Raw genomic sequence first — 18,696 nt, forward strand, 5'->3', positions numbered from 1 at the left:
GCACCATAAGTACCTTGAGCACCATTACCCTCGTATACACCACCTAGATAGTCAGCATCACCACCGTAGAAGCCACCTTCTGTTGCATAACCACCATTGGCATCTGCTGCGCCTGAGAACTTATTGCCATCGATATCTGCAGTCAAACTAATCTTACCAGCTTTAGCGAACTCTAAATCACCTTTAACATTCTTAGCGACAAAGTCTGCTGTAAATACTGATGAACCAAATTCGATGTCATTACCGATACCTAGCTTACGATAAGTTGCATCACCTTTATAGCCAACAGTGCCTTCAGTTGGCATGTTCTCAGCTTTAGTTGCATGACCGACAACTGCAACACCATCTACAGGAATTTCTACTTCCCCGCCTAATACTGCTGTTCCGTCAATATGACCAATACGCATATCATCGCCATAGTCTTTATACACTGAGGTGTATTCAAGAGGTAACTCACCTAACGCCGTTGGAATAGTAGTGCTGTTTTCATGACTCTTAAAGCCATTACCAGCATCAGTATCATCTTCACCTGATGTTTGTACATCAACTGCAGGTAATAGACCACCAGATGCTGTATCAGCACGGGCCGTTAAAGTATTATCTCCCGCTTCAAAGTCACGTGTGGTGACTACAAAATCATCTAGACCCGCAGCTGATGTGCCTACATTGATAGATTGTACACCCGACTTATTAGCTTCAGGTTCATTTGGCTCATTCGGCTCTGTTGGCTCTTTAATAATAGGAGCTGTCTCATCTAGTGGGTCACTTGGGCGGGTACTATTGGGGTAATAAGCCTCAACTTTTACTTTTTGGCCGTTAGTCAAGGGGGTATCTAAGGTGATTTCGAAGTTTCCATCGTCATCAGCTGTTGCAGAGCCCAGTACGTTGCCCGCCTCATCTTTTACCTTAACGATAGCACCACCCTCAGCTTGACCACTAACCTTAGTACCATCTTCAGAGAAATTAGAGTTTTTAGGTGTCTTGGGCTTATAAACAATATCAGAGCTGCCAAAGACATCTTCTAGGTTGTATGACTGTTTTCCATTGGTTCCACAAGCTGCCATTAACATAGCAGAAACCAGTACCACACTGGCTTTAAGAGGGGTATTTAGTTTGTTGGTAGTTGTATCGTTGGTAATTGAATGGTCTTTAGCTGACATTCGTCTTCCTCCATGAAGGTATTAAATAATCCATTAATTCTACTGAATTTTGTACATCTGTTTATTTGGATAACAGCAGCACAGATAGAGAGTTTTATCTGATAGCTTGCTGTATAGAAGCTTGTTATGAATATGACTTATAACAAATATAAGGAAGGCTAACAAGCTTCTATTGCGTTTGTTTTAGGTAAAAAATTGACATTATTTACTGTGATAGGAAAGCTTAGCACCTAATACATAGCCATCGTTATCTTGGAATTTACTCACAATACTATTGTTAGGTAGCTTACCGGTGGCATCACCAAACTTCAAATACTTACCACCAGCAGAAATAGCCCATTCAGGAGTAATATTGTATTTAACACCCCCACCGATACTATAGTAACCTTCAACAGGACCTAAAGAGCTGACAGGATCGCCTGCGCCAGAGTCCCAACCTACTACGACAGAGCCCGCTAATTTTTCATTGAATCTCTTAGCCAAACCCACATCAACCTTCCACTGATCGTCTTTATAATCTAGTAAGGGTAGCCCACCCTCAACAGCGGCTTTGGAATAGGCGTTATACATTGGCGGCACAATGCTGAAGTCACTCCAAGGCACCCAGCGCACATCCAACGTGCCTAGTAACTGATGTTTAGCGCTTAGACCCGTTTCAAAGTTGAAGTTAACTGACTCAGGTGTAGTTACCTTAGCTTTAGTACTTGCTCTTGGGCTAATAGATTTAGCAAGCTCTGAATCTTTATCAATATTTAGCTCGCCTAAAAATTGATCCTTCAAAGCGCCATTTTCTAATAAAGGAATATACTCAGAAACCTTTGTTTTATGATCAATCTCTGAGCGATAAGTTAAGTTGGCTTTTAAGGCAATCTCTGGCTTGCTATAACCGACACCAGCTACCCAACCTAGAGCTGTATCATGGTTCACGTTGGCATCATAACCAGACAATGGGCCATATGCAGTACCACGCAAGTTAACTTTAGCTTCTGCTTTTTGTAATACAGGTCCACCATAGATTTGGAAACCATCTGGTGATTTAAAACCAACTAGTCCAGTCCAAGACTCAGTATGGAGCCTTACATTGGTTCCTTTTTCATAGCCATCTACAAGTACGTTCGGGTTAATGATCTCATTCGATAAAGGAACGGGTTTACTAGGATTAGCCAGCGTTTTCTCCCCTGCTTTAGCAACAAAGGCACTCTCACCTTCGTATTGAACTTCGGCACCGTAAGGCTCATCATAAAAAAGCCCCACACTAACTGTATCATTAATATCAGTCTTCACCCCATAACGCATGAAGGTGTAGGCATCTTTTGATATGTTCCCTGTAGAGTTACCTTTTACGTACGCGTCTTCCGTCTGAGTTATACCAAACTTCTGTCCCGCTAACTCACCAGCATTATCATGGCCTGAGATATCTGTTTTTAGATAAGCAAAGTCGATTTCGGCGTAAGTGCCATCATTAAAGAAGCCTTTAATATCCTGACCAGAGCGGTCAATACCTGCAGCATGGGTAAGAGAAGCGACGGGAAGGGTTAAAAGAGCAAGCGTTAGCTTAGAGATAGGGAACTTTTGTGACATTTGAAATCCTCCATGAAAAATAGTAGACACACAGTACCTATTGCTAGTAGCAAAGTTATTGATAAGGTGCCAGGCAGTCCGGTGCCAAAAATATACTGGTTTCTTAAATATCCGATAGGTGTATTACAAATATGTAAGAGTTAGTAAATCGTGTAAATATCATAATCAAACTATTTCAAGATAGCAACCACTGTTTTACTAATTTATTCAAGGACATAAAAAAAGAGGCAACCCATGGTCGCCTCCTTTTTAAACTAGCTTTAAGCGGTTACTTATCTTGATAAGATAGCTTAACACCCAGTGCAAAACCGTCGTTGTCTTCGAATTTACTTACGATATCACCGCTAGGAATTTGACCTTTGGCGTCACCGAACATTAAGTATTTACCACCTGCTGATACTGCCCAGTTTTTAGTGATGTCGTATTTCGCACCAAGACCCACACTGTAATAACCTTCGATTGGACCTAGTGAAGTAACTGGGTTACCCGCGCCACTGTCCCAACCTACGGTACCAGATACAGCAAGATTGTCAGCCACACGCTTAGCCAGACCTAGCTCAACTTGCCACTGGTCATCATCATATGATACTAAATCTAAGCCATTAGGGAATCTAGCTTTTGTTGATTCATTATATAGTGGTGGTGTAATCGCAAAGTCACTCCAAGGCACCCAGCGTACTTTCGCGGTTGCTAATGTGGTTGGATTGATACCAGTTTGGAAATCGAAGTTAACTGACTCAGGCGTAGTAACCTTCATCTTTTGAGTTCCTTCTGCTCCTGCTAGTAGCATAGACTCTTGTGCAGTAACGCTGTGGTCAATCTCAGAACGATAGGTTAACGCTGCTTTAAGTGCAATTTCAGGCTTGCTGTACTGTAGGCCTGCAACCCAACCATAATCGGTATCTGGGTTTACATTTAGGTTATAGCCTGTTGCAAGGTCGTACGCATCACCACGTAATTTCACATTAGCTTTTAGACGTTGGGCGACTGGACCACCGTAGATTTGAAATTCTTTATTCTGACCAAATTTCATACCCATTAATGCTGTCAAGCTTTCACTGCGTACTTCTACTTTAGTTGCTTCAGTATTAGCTAATGCTTTATCTAATACTCCCGCTTCGTCCAGAGCTTTAACACGCTCATAACTTGGTTTGTTTGCCTCAAGCTGCTGTTTGGTTCCAGCTACAGTTTGAGTTAGCTGATTGTAATTTTTAATACCTGCAGCAGCTAGTTCGTCGTTACTAGCAATCAAAGCATCAATCTGTGATTCCGAAGCTCCACCACTCATTGCTTGGTCAAACTGTGCCTGTGCGCCTTCCAAACGTCCTAGTGCAACTTCACCAGCTTCATACTGCTGAATACTGCCTCGTAACTCCCCTACAACATCTGTAGGTGAACCAACAAAAGAGTTGTCACCATGGTAATCAGCAGCTGCACCCCATGGCTCATCATATAGCACACCGATACTGAAAGTATCGTTGATGTCTGTTTTTACACCATAGCGGAAGAAGTCATAGTCTTCAGCGATGTCTTTAATTTTTTTGCCTTTGCTACCATCAGCATTTAAATCATGGCCAGTTACATCGGCATCAATATAGGTGTATACGGTTTCAGCATAGGTACCGTCTTGTAAAAAGGCAGAGATATCTTGGCCAGAACGGTCAAGACCGGCAGCAGAAGCAACGCTTGCAACAGATAAAGCAGCAACGGCGGTAACAAGAGGTTTAATAATAAAAGTAGAGCGCATTAACTTCTCCAAAATTCCATTTATAGGATGGGCACTAAGGTTTTATGATTAGGCTTTTCACGAAATGTGAAATCATAAAACAGAGGGATAGACACTAATTATTGTTGGGTTATATTTCAACCACTCAATAATTAATTACCGGCAATACTACTTAAAGAAGAAATAAATTGCAACACTTTGATATATTTATAATTATTTTCCACACGGACCCTTCTGATTTTTCATTAACTCACTTAAACCCGCTATGAAGACAGAATAAATCCTAAGCTGCGGCTATCAATAGTGTGGCGGTACTTCTGAGGCGGCATCAAAAGGCGCTATGCCTGAGTCACTGACTCTATTTAATTGAACATACATTAGCTGCAACTGACGCTGCATATCTTGAATTTGCTTATCTTGTTTGGTAATCACTTGATCCAAACTGTCTACCGTGAGCTCTAAGTAGGCCACATTAGACTGTAAATCGGCTATTTGCTGCTTTAAGTGATGAAGACTCTCACTGGGGTTCTGTGCTGAATTTGACATGGATTTCTTCTGAATATATAGATAAAAGAGGATGAGGCCCTACCCTTGTACAAAACCTAATGACTTTAAACTCATGACATTAAATAAGCCAAAAGGGAGGCCAAATACGATGACAGGTTATGATTCGCTGTCTGCGTGATATACTGTACTCAATTTTAACATGTAGTAGTTAAGAACATAACTTATAAAATAATGGTAATGATACATATATGGCACTTATTAATTTAAAAAACATCCACTTAGCCTTCGGTGTTGCTCCTATTCTTGATGGCATTGATCTTAGTATTGAAGCAGGAGAGCGCGTCTGTCTGATTGGACGCAACGGAGAGGGTAAATCCACTCTGTTTAAGCTTATTGATGGCAGAATCGTCCCAGACAGTGGTGAGGTCATCATTAATAGCAGTGTCAAAGTTGCCATGCTTGAGCAAGATGTGCCAGAGACCAGTGGCCGTATCCTAGACATCGTCATGGGCGGTGACAAAAAGACTGCCGAGTTATTGATTGCTTATAATAAAAAAGCCGATGAGTGTGCTTCTGGGGACATGGATGCTTGTGAAGCTATGTCTAATCTGCAGCACGATATCGATGCGGCTCATGGTTGGGACTTGGAGCGTGAAGCCCGTCAGATTATTACTACCATGGGGCTAGATCCTGAAGATGACTTATCTTCCCTATCTGGTGGTCGTAAACGTCGGGTGCTACTGGCCCGCTCTTTGGTGACCAAGCCGGATATTCTATTGCTTGATGAGCCAACTAACCACTTAGATGTGGCGAGTATTGAGTGGCTAGAGCAGTTCTTAAAAGACTGGCAAGGACTGACCTTATTATTCATTACCCACGATAGAGCTTTCGTTGATAAATTAGCCACTCGCATCATTGAGCTAGACCGTGGTCAGCTAACCAGCTATGACGTGACTCAAGGCGCTGGCGGCTATGCCCGTTATCAAGAGCTAAAAGAGCAGCAACTGATTGCTGAAGAAAAAAACAATGCCAACTTCGATAAAAAATTAGCCCAAGAAGAAGTCTGGATTCGTCAAGGCATTAAAGCCCGCCGTACTCGCAACGAAGGCCGTGTGCGTGAATTAAAGCAACTGCGTGAAGAGCGTAGAAAACGCCGTGAGCAAGTGGGTAACGTCAACATCACCATGACCAGTGGAGATAAGAGCGGTAAATTGGTCTGTAAAGTCAAAAACTTACACCTTGAATATGATGGCAACGTATTGGTAGACGACTTTAGCACCACTATTATCCGTGGGGATAAGATTGGTATTATTGGGCCGAATGGGGCAGGTAAAACGACACTTATTAAAGCCATTCTCGGTGAGTCAGATGACCAAGTTATCCAGCGCGGTACGGTTACTCTAGGCACCAACTTACAGATTGCTTTCTTTGATCAATTGCGCGATCAATTAGACTTAGAAGCCAGTGTGGCCCAAAACGTGTCTGAAGGCTCTGACTTCATCGAAGTTGGCGGTAAAAAGACTCACATCATGAGCTACTTACAAGACTTCTTATTCGCACCAGAACGTGCCCGCACCCCAGTAAAAGCTTTATCAGGGGGTGAAAGAAACCGTGTCCTACTAGCGAAGCAATTATTAAAGCCTGCCAACATTATGGTACTCGATGAGCCGACCAACGACTTAGATATGGCAACACTTGAGTTACTAGAAGAATCGGTAGCCAGCTTCGATGGCACCATTCTGCTGATTAGCCATGACCGTGCCTTTATGGACAACGTGGTCACCTCAACTTGGGTATTTGACCAAGATGAAGAAGGCAATGGCATCGTAAAAGAGTACGTGGGTGGCTATCAAGATTACTTAGTGCAAAAGCAGCGTGAAGACAGCTTTAATGCTAAGGCTGCAGCGACTGCCAAAGCCGATAACAGCAAAAAAGTAGAGAAAAAAGAGGCAGCCGCTACTGTAACTGCTGCTGACAAAGCGCCAACAGCCCCTAAACGCAAGCTTAGCTATAATGAGCAAAGAGAGCTTGATGAATTACCCAATCAAATCTCTAAGTTAGAAGAAGAACAAGCCGATCTTCAACAAAAACTGGCCGATGGTAGCTGGTTTACCACAGATTTAGAAGCTGCTACTGCTGCTAGTGAAAGACTGGCCGCGATAGATGAAGAGCTTATGATGAAGTTAGAGCGCTGGGATGAACTTGACAGCTAGCGGCTGTCTTGTAGTTGCTGGTCTTACTGGTTTCTGAGTAGTTACCTTCGGGTTAGTTGGATTAAAGTCGGCTGATCAACACAGCCGGCTGGCCTCACTCTGGTGAAATTTTATGAATACTCCCTCCTCTCCTACTGGCGGTCCTAAAAAACAGGAGTCTAACAAGATTCCTGTACAGTCCTCCGTTCAGCACTACACACCTCAAACAGGACCTAAGTCTGATTCGATTCAGGCCTCTGTGAATTCGCAACCTCCAAAGCCTATTCCTATCCCAAAAGGCATGCCAACCATCACCGAGAACCACAAGCAAACTTCTGTGGCAGAAAAAAAGCCTTTTAAACTGGCCTTTTTAGCGCCTAAGTACTGGGGAATTTGGCTGCTACTTGCTTTGGTATTGCCACTTATTTATCTGCCTTTACGAATCCAGTTTTGGATTGGGCGTAAGCTTGGCATAGCGCTTTATCATTTGGTAAAAAGCCGTAGAAATGACACCTTAGTTAATCTTGAGCTTGCCTTCCCAGAAAAGATGGCCGAAGACCGTGAGCTTATGGCCAAGCAGGTCTTTGTTAATCAGGGTATCGGCGTATTTGAGACCTTATGTGCTTGGTTTCGTCCCAATGTCTTTACCCGTACGGTTTCTATTTCTGGGTTGCACCATTTGGTTGAGGCAAAAAAACAACGCAAAGCGGTACTACTACTAGGTGGCCATTACACCATGCTGGACTTAGGTGGCCGTTTATTTGCTCAATTCTCAGCCATTGATTGTGTTTACCGTCCACAAAACAACGAGCTGCTTGACTGGTTTATTTATAATGGCCGCCGTCATATCTTTGATGAACAAATTGACCATCACAATATGCGTAAGCTGGTGAGTCGTATCCGAGAAGGCAGCGTGGTTTGGTATTCTCCCGATCAGGATTATGGGCTTAAGCATGGGGTCATGGCTCCTTTTTTTGGGGTGCCTGCTGCCACAGTGACTGCGCCAAGACGACTGGCTCGTATGGGAGATAAATCAAACCCGCCAGCCGTGATGGCGCTACATACTTATAGACAAACCCCGGATAATATTCCTCGGGGCAAGCGCCCACACTATCACCTTAGTATCACGCCTGCCTTAGAGAACTACCCTACCAAGGATGAAGTGGTGGATGCGACCCGTATTAATGAGGTTTTAGAAAGCTTGATTCGTATTGATCCTACCCAGTGGATGTGGTTCCATAAGCGCTATAAGAATGGGGAGGAAGGTCGCACTTCCTACTACAATAAAAAAACATCTAGTAAATAGCTCTATTAATAAGTGACTCTATTAACAAGTAACGCTATTAATAAACCTAGAACAAAAAAGACGCTCCTATTATAGAAGCGTCTTTTTTTATACGGGCAGATTATTATCGAAGGTTGTGCTGATTAGATAATCACTGAAGAGTTAAGGACATCGTCTACTGTAGAGTTAAGAACAGTCAAATAGTCGGTTGAGTTAAGAGTAACCAGCACATCATTTTTGGCTTGAATGGCATTGGCTGCTAAATCCGTAAAGCTTTGGAATAAAGAGGATGAGAATTCAATAACATCGTTATAGCCGATATCATTATTGAAATCCACAATGGTATCAGAGCCGGCATTATTACCGATGACGAAGGTATCATTACCAATGCCGCCGATTAACCAGTCGTTGCCTGCCCCACCATCTAGACGGTCATCCCCTTCGGCACCATAAAGCTTATCATTACCCGCCAGTCCGTATAAGGTGTCATCACCTTGGCCGCCATGCAGGGTATTGTTGCCCTTCGTACCGTGGATAGCGTCATCTCCTTCACGGCCAAACACGATATTACCTGTTAAGCTATCATCACCGTCACTACCCTCAGTGTGCGACCCATAGCTTTTGCCTTTACTAAACCATTTAATCACCGGACGGTTATCAATCAAGCCATTACTGCCAATGTCGTAGTTGTTCAAATGACTGGCGATTTCTTTTTCAAAACTAACCGCTTCTACGTTATCAGCTTCAACCAAATTAATGCCATCTTTGTCTAAGAAGAATAAGGTATCATCTTCCATTTTAAAGACATTCCAGTCATTACTTCTGCCTGCAACACGAACTTGGTCATGGCCTTCGTTGCCATCAATATGGTCAACCCCAACCCCAGCTTTGATAATGTCATTGCCTTTACCGGCATCGATATAATCAAAGTTACTACCGCCAGCGATTAGATCATCATAAGCACTGCCCACAATAAAGGCTGAGCTGCCATAATGGCTTGAGGTATGTGACTTATCATCTTGCACCCAAGTAGTCGCTCGGCTTACCGCGGTTAAATCTGCCACAATCACTGTGCTGTCTTGTTTGGTATGCTCATAGAAAGTGGAATTACTAATGCGGCTAATGGCGTCTGTGGTAATGCCATTAATGTGAGCATACCAGCCGGTGGGGATATTTAATAAAGAAAATAGGCTGACATCCCAAATAGGCGAAGCGTACACATCGTTAAACAACACCACGTTGTCAGTTGAGCTGCTAAAGTCTTTGTCTGGGTTAACCAAGCCAAAGTCGGCTGCCTTAATAGCATCTAAGATATTCGACTCACTACCGGTAATGCGATGCACCACATCGTTTTCATAACCAAAGTTTAAAATAACATCTGGGTTGTCATAGATGGTGGGGACAGCAAAAGCCATATAGTCGGCCTCTTCAAAAAAGCCATCCGCCAACACTTCACGCTCAGCGGCAATCATGTTAGTAACGGCAGCACCAGCACTATAACCACTAATCAACACATCACTACCGCTTAAGCCGTTGGCCACAGCGAAGTCTTTGACTATAGCTAAAATAGGCTCTAATAAGGCGATGCCTTTACGGCTGTTAAAATCCAGATAATCCAATACATCAACCAGATTATTGGTACCAGAGATATTAAGATTAATACCTGTTAACTTGCCAGCTGCATCGTATTGACCAAAGATAAGCGCTTGTGGCCCACCCTCAACCTTACCACTAAACATACTCTCAATCTGAAAGTAGCCTTCTTTATCTACCAAAGAATCACTGACTCCCAGATCACTAGGGCTTAGTTTGGCCCAACCCTCTGGAATGCCAACATTGGTCTGATTGGGGATTGACCTCCTCCCCTCGCTAAACCGAGGGGATTCCTACCGCTAGACGGTCAAGCCCGACCGCAAGGATGTTCTTAGCAGCATTGATATCTCTATCATGCCATGTGCCACACTCAGCACAAGTCCATCCTCTTATTCGCAAACCTGCTATACCTTTCGGACTACTGTCACTTATTTCAAGGCAGTACGAGCAGGTCTGGGTAGTGTAACTCTCATTTACGATCTCAAGCTGACAACCTGCATACTTGCATTTATATTCCAGTTGTCGTTTAAGCTCAAACCAACCTGCATCGTATGTCGATTTAGCTAGATTGGTTTTTTTAGTTGTAAATGAGCGAGATTTAACATCACCAACCACAATTAAGCTGTTATCTTTAACAAGCTTGGTGGTGAATTTATGAATTAAGTCTAATCTTGTGTTTTTGATTTTGGCATGAATTGCTTTAACACGCTTTTTATTGTTAGCACGCTGGGCTACTGCTAATTTATTCGCCCATTTTTGAGTCTGCTTAATAGTAAGTTTATCACCCATTGAGGTAGTAGCAGACTCTTTTAAGCCCAAATCAATACCAACGTTGCCCTTACCACTTACTTGCTTAGGAAAGTCTTTAACAGTAATACACGCATACCAACGATTACGACTGTCTTGTACTATCTCAAGCGTGTTAATTTGATATAGGCTTAGGTTGTAGCTATCGAATACATCGATGATAAGCTTTTGACCTTTAGATAGCGATAGCTGTAGGGTTGATTTCAGTGCTTTTTTACCGCTTTGTCTTGTGCTTAGGTATTTAATGGCTGATTTTTTAAATGGTATCCAACCTAGGCTTTTACGTTTAGCATCAGCTCTATTGGTACGCCAGTTAAGTTTGGCTTTTTTAAATTGTTTACGTGATTTAGCGTGTGTCTCATTGATAGCCTGTAAGGTCTGACTGTGTATTCCTAAATACTCACCGCTACCTTTGGTGTACTGGTTCAAATCATAGGCTGAAAAGTACTTACCGGTACGTTTTAGATGCTCAAAACTTAACGCATTGACATAGTTCCACACGAAGTTTACCGAACCGCTTAGACGATTCAGCTCTTTTATGTGGTTGTCTTTAATGCGTAGCTTGAGTGTTTTCATATGCTTAGTATGGCAAGATTGATTTTAGCTTACAACCCTTTAACGACTTCTTACGACAGTGTGTGTCGCCTTATATCTACCCCCTGAAGTGGGTGGTTTTACGGCGACTGGTGATAAATTGCCGGTTAACTTACCTGCAAGATTTAGCGCATCTGCGCCTGGTATAAAGCCAAAAACACTGAAGGCATTGGTGTAGGCCGAGAGACGACTGGCATCGTCCACCAATTTGGCAGACTCTTCACTGGAGTAGTTTTTGTAATCGAACATTCCCATACTTTTATATCCTTATAAATAGTGTGTCGTTGAGTGACAGTGTTGTCCTTCATCCTTGAAACATCGGGTTCAAAATTATGTTATACAACAAACAAATTAGCAAGAGTGAAGTTAGAAATTAATGACAATCCATCTACAACTCCCTCTATCTAGCTGATAACCAGTTGCTTAAATTAAATAAGATAAATAATTACTGTGTGGTCTATTAGTGACTATAAGGCTAAAAAACAGTGATTATTTGTTATACTGAACCGATACAATAACTTTGTTATTCCTATAATCTTTATAACAACCTGTTTTAATAGTTGAGTGATTTATGAGCGCATCAGAGACCCATCCAAACCAAACAGAAGCCAATCAGCCAAGACGTACTTTGACAGGCGTTACCACCACTGGTATTCCCCATTTAGGTAACTATGTGGGCGCCATTCGTCCTGCGATTCGGTCTTCACAGACCAGCACCAATGAAGACGATAAGTCGTTTTTCTTTTTAGCGGATTATCACAGCATCATCAAGTGCTCTGACCCTAAGCAGGTGCATGAGTCTACTAAAGCCATTGCCGCAACATGGCTGGCTTGTGGTTTAGACCCTGAAAAAGTGGTTTTTTACCGTCAATCTGATGTGCCTGAGATCCCTGAGTTGGCTTGGATTTTGAACTGCTCGTGCTCTAAAGGTTTGATGAACCGTGCCCATGCTTATAAAGCCGCAGTCGATGCCAATAATGAAAAGGCCGATGTAGACCCTGATCATGGTATTACCATGGGTTTATTTGGTTATCCGGTCCTAATGGCGGCTGACATTTTAATGTTCAATGCTACCCACGTGCCTGTCGGTCGCGATCAAATTCAACACGTTGAGATGGCTCGTGATATCGCTGGTACCTTTAACCATAAGTACAACAAATCACTATTTACCCTGCCTTCTGCGGTATTCGATGATAACGTGGCTCTATTAACCGGTCTTGATGGCCGTAAAATGAGTAAGAGTTATGGCAACACCATTCCTCTATTTGGGGAGTACAACCCTCAGGTTGACCCAGAAAAACAGCTGCGTAAAGCCATCATGCAAATTGTGACCAACTCACAGCTTCCTGAAGAGCCTAAAGATCCTGATGACTCAGTGATTTTTGAAATCTATAAAGCATTTGCTACGCCAGAAGAGTTGGCTGACCTACGTAGCCAGTATGAAGCAGGTATTGCTTGGGGCGATGCCAAACAAATTTTATTTGAAAAAATTAACGGTGAAATTGCTCCCTTCCGTGAGCGTTATTTTGAACTGATGGCCAATCCAAAAGAGCTGGAAGAAATCTTACTAATGGGAGCTGAAAAAGCCCGCCGTCATAGCCGTAAGCAGCTAGATAAAGCACGCCGTGCCATCGGCATTAAACCTTTAGCCAAGTTGAAGTAAGGGCAACGGTTTTTGAATACCACAGCGACCCCTTCAACAGACTCTTTAGTCGATACAGGCGGCAGTATAAGAATTTATACTACGCCTGTTGAAGCTTTGCCTGAGGATTTATATGTACCGCCTCAGGCTTTTGCTATTTGGTTAGAGCAGTTTGAAGGGCCCCTCGATTTTTTATTGTATCTGGTCAAAAAGAACAACTTTGATATCACCGATACCGCTATTCTGCCCATTACTGAGCAGTATCTGGCCTATATTGACGAGCTCGATGCAGACCACTTCGAGTTGGCAGGTGATTATCTGCTGATGGCGTCTACTTTGATTGCTATTAAGACAGAACTACTGCTGCCTCTGCCTGAGAAAGTAGAAGATGAGCGGGATCCAAAAGCGGAGCTGATAGCACGCTTGGAGGACTACGCTCAAATCAAAGAGGCAGCTCGCCGTTTGGACAACTTGATCCGTCTAGAGCGTGATGTGTTTTTGGCAATGGCTAGCCTGCCTGATCCTGAGGTTATGGCCGCTGAGTTACCCAGCTATCCTGCAACCATGTTAGTAGAAAGCTTGCTGAAGATGCAGCTGAAACCTGATTATCAAATGCATAATGTTAAGGTTGATCCCATCCCCTTATCAGATCGCATTGCCAGTATCAGTCGTCAGCTGAGTGAGCGAGGTGAAGGGACTTTTATTGAACTGCTGGATCAAAGCCAAGGCCGACTCGGGGTAGTGGTCAGTTTCGTTGCGGTTCTAGAATTAATGAAGCGACAAATCATTGATGTTATAGAAGCTGAGAATAATCAATCACAGCCCGTCGATGAGATGCCTCAAGACCTGCAACCTACTTACAGTTTATCAAGCCTAAAGCTGCGCTGGGTGGCTTAATTTAACCTTAGTTACTAAAAATTAGTTACTAAAAACCAGCTGCTAAAAAACCAGTTTATATGGCTTTTTCTAAGTAGCTTTATCTAAGTAACTCTATAGAAGTAACTATATATAAGTATTAGTTACTGTTTCTCCCTATTTTAAAATTTAGCGAATTTCCATGGCAAAACAAACCGATGACTCGTTGTTAGTAGATTCCCAGTTAGCTGACAATCATGTAGCTAACAATGAGACTTCTATAACTACTGACTCTGCTGTTGAGCAAAAAGAGACTATTAACTCCGACCTAAGCGCCTTTAATCGCTATGACTTATTAAGTCGTAGAATTGAAGTGCTATTACACGCGTCAGAATCGCCTTTAACAGGCAGTCAACTGAGAAGGTATTTATCTTTATCTAAACAGGAACTAGAGACAGCCATGGTTATATTGCAACAGAGATTGACTACCGGTGTGCTCAGTCTGAGTGAATCAGCCAGTGGCTATCGACTGCAAATTCGCAGTGAATATAGTAGTCTCATTCAAGAGGTCTTTCCGCAGCGTTTGGAGAATTTAAGCCAAGCTTTGCTGGAAACGTTAAGTGTGATTGCCTATAAACAGCCGGTGACCCGCAGTGACATCGAGCAAGTGCGCGGGGTAACTGTGTCGAGTAATATCCTACGTCAGCTGTTTGATAAAGGCTGGATTATGGAAAAAGGTTACCGGGAGACTTTGGGTCGCCCTGCACTTTTGCACACCACACCAGAATTTTTAGATGCTTTTGGGCTTGAGAGTCTAGAGCAGCTACCCCCGCTACCTGATTTGAATTTGGACAATAGTAAAGCCCAGAATGATTAAATTAGGACAGTTCGGATATAGATGCAGCTATGAATAAAACAACGTTTAAAATATCGAAGATGGATTGTCCTTCGGAGGAAAACCTAATCCGAATGAAATTAGAGGGCGACTCGGATATTCAACATCTTGAGTTCGACATTCCTAACCGTAAATTAACTGTGTTTCATCATGGCAATGTAGAAGGGATAGAGACGACTATTCATGACCTAAATTTAGGTGACACCCTACTCTCGACCGAAACCATTGACCCTTACGATCCCAACAATAATTTTAAAACTGATACTGACTCTAGTCACAAAAAAGATGCTGAGCAAAGAAAGCTACTATGGATAGTGCTCGTCATTAACTTTGCTTTCTTTATTATTGAAATGAGCACGGGACTGATTTCTCGTTCAATGGGGTTGGTCGCCGACAGCTTAGATATGTTAGCAGATAGCTTCGTATACGGAATTAGCTTATTTGCGGTCGGTGGAACGGTTATAAAGAAAAAACGGATTGCTAAAATTGCCGGATATTTTCAAATTACGCTAGCGATTCTTGGTTTTTTAGAAGTACTAAGACGTTTCTTTGGCAATGAGCAGTTACCTGACTTTTCTACCATGATTGTTATATCGATTCTTGCGCTAATTGCAAACTCGATTTGCCTGTATTTACTGCAAAAATCGAAAAGCAAAGAAGAAGCCCATATGCAAGCCAGTATGATTTTTACTTCAAACGATGTGATTATCAATTTAGGGGTAATTGTTGCAGGGATTTTAGTTAATTGGTTACACTCTAGTACGCCTGATTTAATTATTGGTAGCATCGTATTTGCTTTAGTTATTCAAGGCGCCTTTAGAATATTGAAGTTGAGTAAGTAGCCAAGCCTAATAGCTGAAGCAAATAGCTCAAGTAAGTAGCTTAATTAAACCGCTAAGTGTAAAGTAGCTGGGTTTGAAGCAAATAAACATCATAAGGATATGAGACCTCAAGCAATGATTGAACAAACTTTAAATCTAGTCACCACGAAAGACCATCAACAAGTTGCCGTTTGGCGAATAATCGATGATGAGGCTTTTGATAAGGATCTTAATAGCCCTAACGCTGCTGATAAAAAACAAAATCTTTTGTTTCTGCATGGCGCCTTTTCGGACAAGACTGTCTGTTTGGGCATCGTCAGTTATTTTGCCTCATTGGGCCATCAATGCTTTATTATGGAGTGGCGCGGTCATGGCAGCAGCAGTCAACCGCAAACCAACTATCATTTAGAAGACATCGCATTTTACGATGTTAAAGCCACTTTTGATTATTTATTGGATGAGCTTAAACTTGATGCACTACACTGCATTACTCACAGTGGTGGCGGTATTTGTTTGACCCTATGTTTGACCCGTTATCCCGAATTTATGGATAAGATAAACAGCATCTGTATGGTAGCTTGCCAAGTCTTTGCTGGCACATCCACCCCTTCAAGCTACGCAAAATTACTATTTCTCAAAGTAGTGACCCGTCAGCTGGGTTATGTAGAAGGTAAGCGATTGAAGTTGGGCACTATGAATGAGAGCTACTATTTGCTCTCGCAGTGGATGGACTGGAACCTTAATCAGAACTTCAGTAGCTATTTACCGACACCCATACGACAACAATTACTTAGACAAGCAGGGCTACGCCTAAGCAGGAAGTCGCAAACCGTAACTACCCCACAACCGCTCGATTATCGTACGCTGATGCCCAATATTACCGTACCGATTTACTCTATTTGCGCCGCCGGGGATTGGGTTGCTCCGCCGCAAGGTACTTTAAAGTACTTACAGGCTTTTAAAAACTCAAACAATAAATGGCGTGAGTTCTCTATCGCTAATGGCGACTTGGAAGATTATAACCATACCCGTATTTTCCTAAGCCGTAACGCTTCTAAAGAGGTTTGGCCTACTGTGCTGGATTGGGTGCAACAGCACAGCTAAAACCCTTCTTTTTAAACCAGTTAAGTAAAGAAAAAACAGAAAGTTGTAAGCACATAGCGATAATCGAGATAAATTGACGTATAATAGTCATCCAAAATCAGCTCTGCCTGATTAAAAAAACTTCTCTACATTGTGAAATGTAGCCACTCACCGATTCAAGGATGCATAACATGCCTCAATCAAATCACCCTAATTCGTCAAATCAACCTGATATTACTCAAGAAAGCGATGTCTATACCGATCACAACGGTGACTATCAATTCGCCTCTTCAACCACTCAAGCCAGCACTGCCGGTACCGAAAAACTGCAAAAAGCTTTAGCCCGTATGGGCCTAGGCTCACGCCGTCAAATGGAAGAAGTAATTAAAGCAGGCCGTGTCTCTATCAACCAAAAGCCTGCTACCATTGGTGACCGTGTTGAGCAAGGTGATGAGATCCGTGTTGACGGACGTTTAATCAAATACAAATCAGAACGTGAAAAACGTCGCCGTGTCTTGGCCTACTATAAGCCAGAAGGTGAGATTTGTTCTGCCAATGATCCTGAAGGTCGTACCACCGTATTTGAGCGTTTACCGAAGCTAACTCATGATCGCTGGATTATGGTGGGTCGTCTAGATATCAACTCGACTGGCCTTTTATTATTCACTAACGATGGTGAATTGGCTCACCGCTTAATGCATCCCTCTAATGAGATTGTTCGTGAATATGCGGTACGCGTATTGGGCGAGCTAACCCCTGAGATGATGAAAAACTTAACCGATGGGGTCATGCTAGAAGATGGCCTAGCTAAGTTTGAAGACATAAAACAAGGCGGCGGTGAAGGCGTAAACAAATGGTATCACGTTAAGCTAAAAGAAGGGCGTAACCGTGAAGTCCGCCGTCTGATCGAATCTCAAGGTCTTAAAGTAAGCCGTCTACTGCGCACCAGCTATGGTTCAGTAGATTTGCCGAAAGAGCTACGCACTGGCCGCTTTATTGAATTAGATCGTAAAGAAATTCACCGTCTGATTGATCTAGTGGGTATCCGTCCTCGTGAGGATATGGGCGTCCATGGCAAGGCAAAAGAGAAAAAAGAACGTTTCCAGAAAAAACCAATGAAAGCTCGTACCATCCGTACCAGCTCTAGAAGTGGCCGAGCCAATACTGCCGGTAGAAGCTCTAGCAATACCCGTGGTAGAGATACTGGCAACAGAGGTTCTAAACGTTAATTGGCGTCTAGAGTCTAGAATAGCTTACCCAAAAATCAAAAAAGCCCTTAGTGAATAACTAAGGGCTTTTTAGTTTGTAGTGCCAAATCATATTAACGCTGATCTAGATAGCGCTGCATCACCTGCATCTGCTGTAAGGCTTCACTTTGACAACCTTCGAGCAAGCTATCCAGCTTGGTTTCAATTTTTATTAATACTTCTAACAGCAGCCCAAGCGCTTGGGCTGCTGTTTCACTAATCTGCTCTTCACTGCTAACTTGCCTATTATTGTAAGCGGCTGTCAACGCTCTATTAGTGGCCTGTTGCAGTAGCTCCTCATGAAGGGCAATACGCTGATAGTTTTCAATGAGCTCTGGTAACCGGCTCTGCAATAGTTTACTTACCATAAACTCATCTTCAGAGACCATCGGGGTTTGACCTGTTTTAATTGCATCATTGCGCCACTGCTGGAATATATCGGCCTTACCATCAATGCGTAACAGCTGCTCTACAATAGCTGGAGGCAATCCTTTTATTTGATCACTAACTAATGTCAGCTGTAGCATCGGCGGTGGGGGCAACTGCGAGGGCTCAACATATTTAAGAGTGCCAGGAGTGATACCAACAGCGCGATGAAAAGCCAGCCAACCCTTATGGCCCACATAGCCTGCCGCCAATACGGCTACAACACCTGCTCCAATTAGCACACTCATTTATGACACCTACCTCCTAGTTAAACCTGACTCA

General features: G+C 42.8%; 16 protein-coding genes. 8 read left to right on the plus strand and 8 right to left on the minus strand.

Annotated features, from left to right (window positions below; translation table 11 throughout):
- The 4 genes from B3S92_RS03485 to B3S92_RS03500 all read right to left on the minus strand — a co-directional run.
- Positions 1-1,160: Ig-like domain-containing protein (locus B3S92_RS03485; protein ID WP_296202770.1), on the minus strand; the 1,160-nt coding region annotated here is incomplete at its 3' end.
- Between the two features lie 201 nt (positions 1,161-1,361).
- A complete protein-coding gene (locus B3S92_RS03490) occupies positions 1,362-2,741 on the minus strand; it encodes an outer membrane protein transport protein (protein WP_296202771.1) in 1,380 nt (459 codons plus the stop codon).
- Positions 2,742-3,009: 268 nt separating this feature from the next.
- Positions 3,010-4,488 (minus strand): OmpP1/FadL family transporter, encoded by a 1,479-nt coding sequence (locus B3S92_RS03495; RefSeq protein WP_296202772.1) that lies wholly within the window; start codon positions 4,486-4,488, stop codon positions 3,010-3,012.
- A 276-nt stretch (positions 4,489-4,764) separates the two neighbouring features.
- The gene (locus B3S92_RS03500; RefSeq protein ID WP_296202774.1) at positions 4,765-5,013 is read right to left on the minus strand and encodes a SlyX family protein; all 249 of its coding nucleotides are present in this window, start codon (positions 5,011-5,013) and stop codon (positions 4,765-4,767) included.
- A gap of 209 nt (positions 5,014-5,222) precedes the next feature.
- On the opposite strand from B3S92_RS03500, the gene B3S92_RS03505 reads away from it, so the two are divergent.
- Complete coding sequence (locus B3S92_RS03505; RefSeq protein WP_296202775.1) at positions 5,223-7,187, plus strand: ATP-binding cassette domain-containing protein; 1,965 nt, start codon at positions 5,223-5,225, stop codon at positions 7,185-7,187.
- A 280-nt stretch (positions 7,188-7,467) separates the two neighbouring features.
- Positions 7,468-8,472: a lipid A biosynthesis acyltransferase gene (locus B3S92_RS03510; RefSeq protein WP_296202934.1), complete on the plus strand. Its 1,005-nt coding sequence runs from the start codon at positions 7,468-7,470 to the stop codon at positions 8,470-8,472.
- 122 nt (positions 8,473-8,594) lie between these two features.
- Here the strand turns inward: B3S92_RS03510 and B3S92_RS03515 are convergent, their stop codons facing one another.
- From B3S92_RS03515 to B3S92_RS03525, 3 genes are all read right to left on the minus strand, one after another.
- On the minus strand, positions 8,595-10,226 hold the full coding sequence (locus tag B3S92_RS03515; RefSeq protein ID WP_296202777.1) for a calcium-binding protein: 1,632 nt from the start codon (positions 10,224-10,226) through the stop codon (positions 8,595-8,597).
- 94 nt (positions 10,227-10,320) lie between these two features.
- Entirely contained in the window at positions 10,321-11,427 is a 1,107-nt protein-coding gene (locus B3S92_RS03520; RefSeq protein ID WP_296202779.1) for an RNA-guided endonuclease InsQ/TnpB family protein, read from the minus strand.
- A gap of 39 nt (positions 11,428-11,466) precedes the next feature.
- Positions 11,467-11,700 carry a hypothetical protein gene (locus B3S92_RS03525; protein WP_296202780.1) on the minus strand — a complete coding sequence of 78 codons (234 nt, stop codon included), beginning with the start codon at positions 11,698-11,700 and terminating at the stop codon, positions 11,467-11,469.
- 316 nt (positions 11,701-12,016) lie between these two features.
- Here B3S92_RS03525 and trpS point away from each other — a divergent pair, with 316 nt between their 5' ends.
- From trpS to rluB, 6 genes are all read left to right on the plus strand, one after another.
- A complete protein-coding gene (trpS, locus tag B3S92_RS03530) occupies positions 12,017-13,108 on the plus strand; it encodes a tryptophan--tRNA ligase (protein WP_296202782.1) in 1,092 nt (363 codons plus the stop codon).
- A gap of 12 nt (positions 13,109-13,120) precedes the next feature.
- Complete coding sequence (locus B3S92_RS03535; protein ID WP_296202783.1) at positions 13,121-13,984, plus strand: segregation and condensation protein A; 864 nt, start codon at positions 13,121-13,123, stop codon at positions 13,982-13,984.
- A gap of 160 nt (positions 13,985-14,144) precedes the next feature.
- On the plus strand, positions 14,145-14,819 hold the full coding sequence (gene scpB, locus B3S92_RS03540; RefSeq protein WP_077450271.1) for an SMC-Scp complex subunit ScpB: 675 nt from the start codon (positions 14,145-14,147) through the stop codon (positions 14,817-14,819).
- A 29-nt stretch (positions 14,820-14,848) separates the two neighbouring features.
- Positions 14,849-15,679, plus strand: a complete 831-nt coding sequence (locus B3S92_RS03545) for a cation transporter (RefSeq protein ID WP_296202784.1) — start codon at positions 14,849-14,851, stop codon at positions 15,677-15,679.
- Positions 15,680-15,778: 99 nt separating this feature from the next.
- A complete protein-coding gene (locus B3S92_RS03550) occupies positions 15,779-16,762 on the plus strand; it encodes an alpha/beta fold hydrolase (protein WP_244156505.1) in 984 nt (327 codons plus the stop codon).
- Positions 16,763-17,088: 326 nt separating this feature from the next.
- Positions 17,089-17,970, plus strand: a complete 882-nt coding sequence (gene rluB, locus B3S92_RS03555) for a 23S rRNA pseudouridine(2605) synthase RluB (protein WP_244156507.1) — start codon at positions 17,089-17,091, stop codon at positions 17,968-17,970.
- Between the two features lie 92 nt (positions 17,971-18,062).
- On the opposite strand, the gene B3S92_RS03560 is transcribed toward rluB, so the two are convergent.
- Positions 18,063-18,662, minus strand: a complete 600-nt coding sequence (locus B3S92_RS03560) for a hypothetical protein (protein WP_296202786.1) — start codon at positions 18,660-18,662, stop codon at positions 18,063-18,065.
- Positions 18,663-18,696 lie beyond the last annotated feature (34 nt).

Source organism: Psychrobacter sp. UBA3962, from assembly GCF_002385225.1.
GTDB lineage: Bacteria > Pseudomonadota > Gammaproteobacteria > Pseudomonadales > Moraxellaceae > Psychrobacter.

What these genes read in the sequence shown, in the direction of transcription:
- B3S92_RS03490 (WP_296202771.1), bottom strand. Translation starts at nt 2,741, where the DNA reads ATGTCACAAAAGTTCCCTATCTCTAAGCTAACGCTTGCTCTTTTAACC.
- B3S92_RS03495 (WP_296202772.1), bottom strand. Translation starts at nt 4,488, where the DNA reads ATGCGCTCTACTTTTATTATTAAACCTCTTGTTACCGCCGTTGCTGCT.
- B3S92_RS03500 (WP_296202774.1), bottom strand. Translation starts at nt 5,013, where the DNA reads ATGTCAAATTCAGCACAGAACCCCAGTGAGAGTCTTCATCACTTAAAG.
- B3S92_RS03505 (WP_296202775.1), top strand. Translation starts at nt 5,223, where the DNA reads ATGGCACTTATTAATTTAAAAAACATCCACTTAGCCTTCGGTGTTGCT.
- B3S92_RS03510 (WP_296202934.1), top strand. Translation starts at nt 7,468, where the DNA reads ATGCCAACCATCACCGAGAACCACAAGCAAACTTCTGTGGCAGAAAAA.
- B3S92_RS03520 (WP_296202779.1), bottom strand. Translation starts at nt 11,427, where the DNA reads ATGAAAACACTCAAGCTACGCATTAAAGACAACCACATAAAAGAGCTG.
- B3S92_RS03525 (WP_296202780.1), bottom strand. Translation starts at nt 11,700, where the DNA reads ATGGGAATGTTCGATTACAAAAACTACTCCAGTGAAGAGTCTGCCAAA.
- trpS (WP_296202782.1), top strand. Translation starts at nt 12,017, where the DNA reads ATGAGCGCATCAGAGACCCATCCAAACCAAACAGAAGCCAATCAGCCA.
- scpB (WP_077450271.1), top strand. Translation starts at nt 14,145, where the DNA reads ATGGCAAAACAAACCGATGACTCGTTGTTAGTAGATTCCCAGTTAGCT.
- B3S92_RS03545 (WP_296202784.1), top strand. Translation starts at nt 14,849, where the DNA reads ATGAATAAAACAACGTTTAAAATATCGAAGATGGATTGTCCTTCGGAG.
- B3S92_RS03550 (WP_244156505.1), top strand. Translation starts at nt 15,779, where the DNA reads ATGAGACCTCAAGCAATGATTGAACAAACTTTAAATCTAGTCACCACG.
- rluB (WP_244156507.1), top strand. Translation starts at nt 17,089, where the DNA reads ATGGGCCTAGGCTCACGCCGTCAAATGGAAGAAGTAATTAAAGCAGGC.
- B3S92_RS03560 (WP_296202786.1), bottom strand. Translation starts at nt 18,662, where the DNA reads ATGAGTGTGCTAATTGGAGCAGGTGTTGTAGCCGTATTGGCGGCAGGC.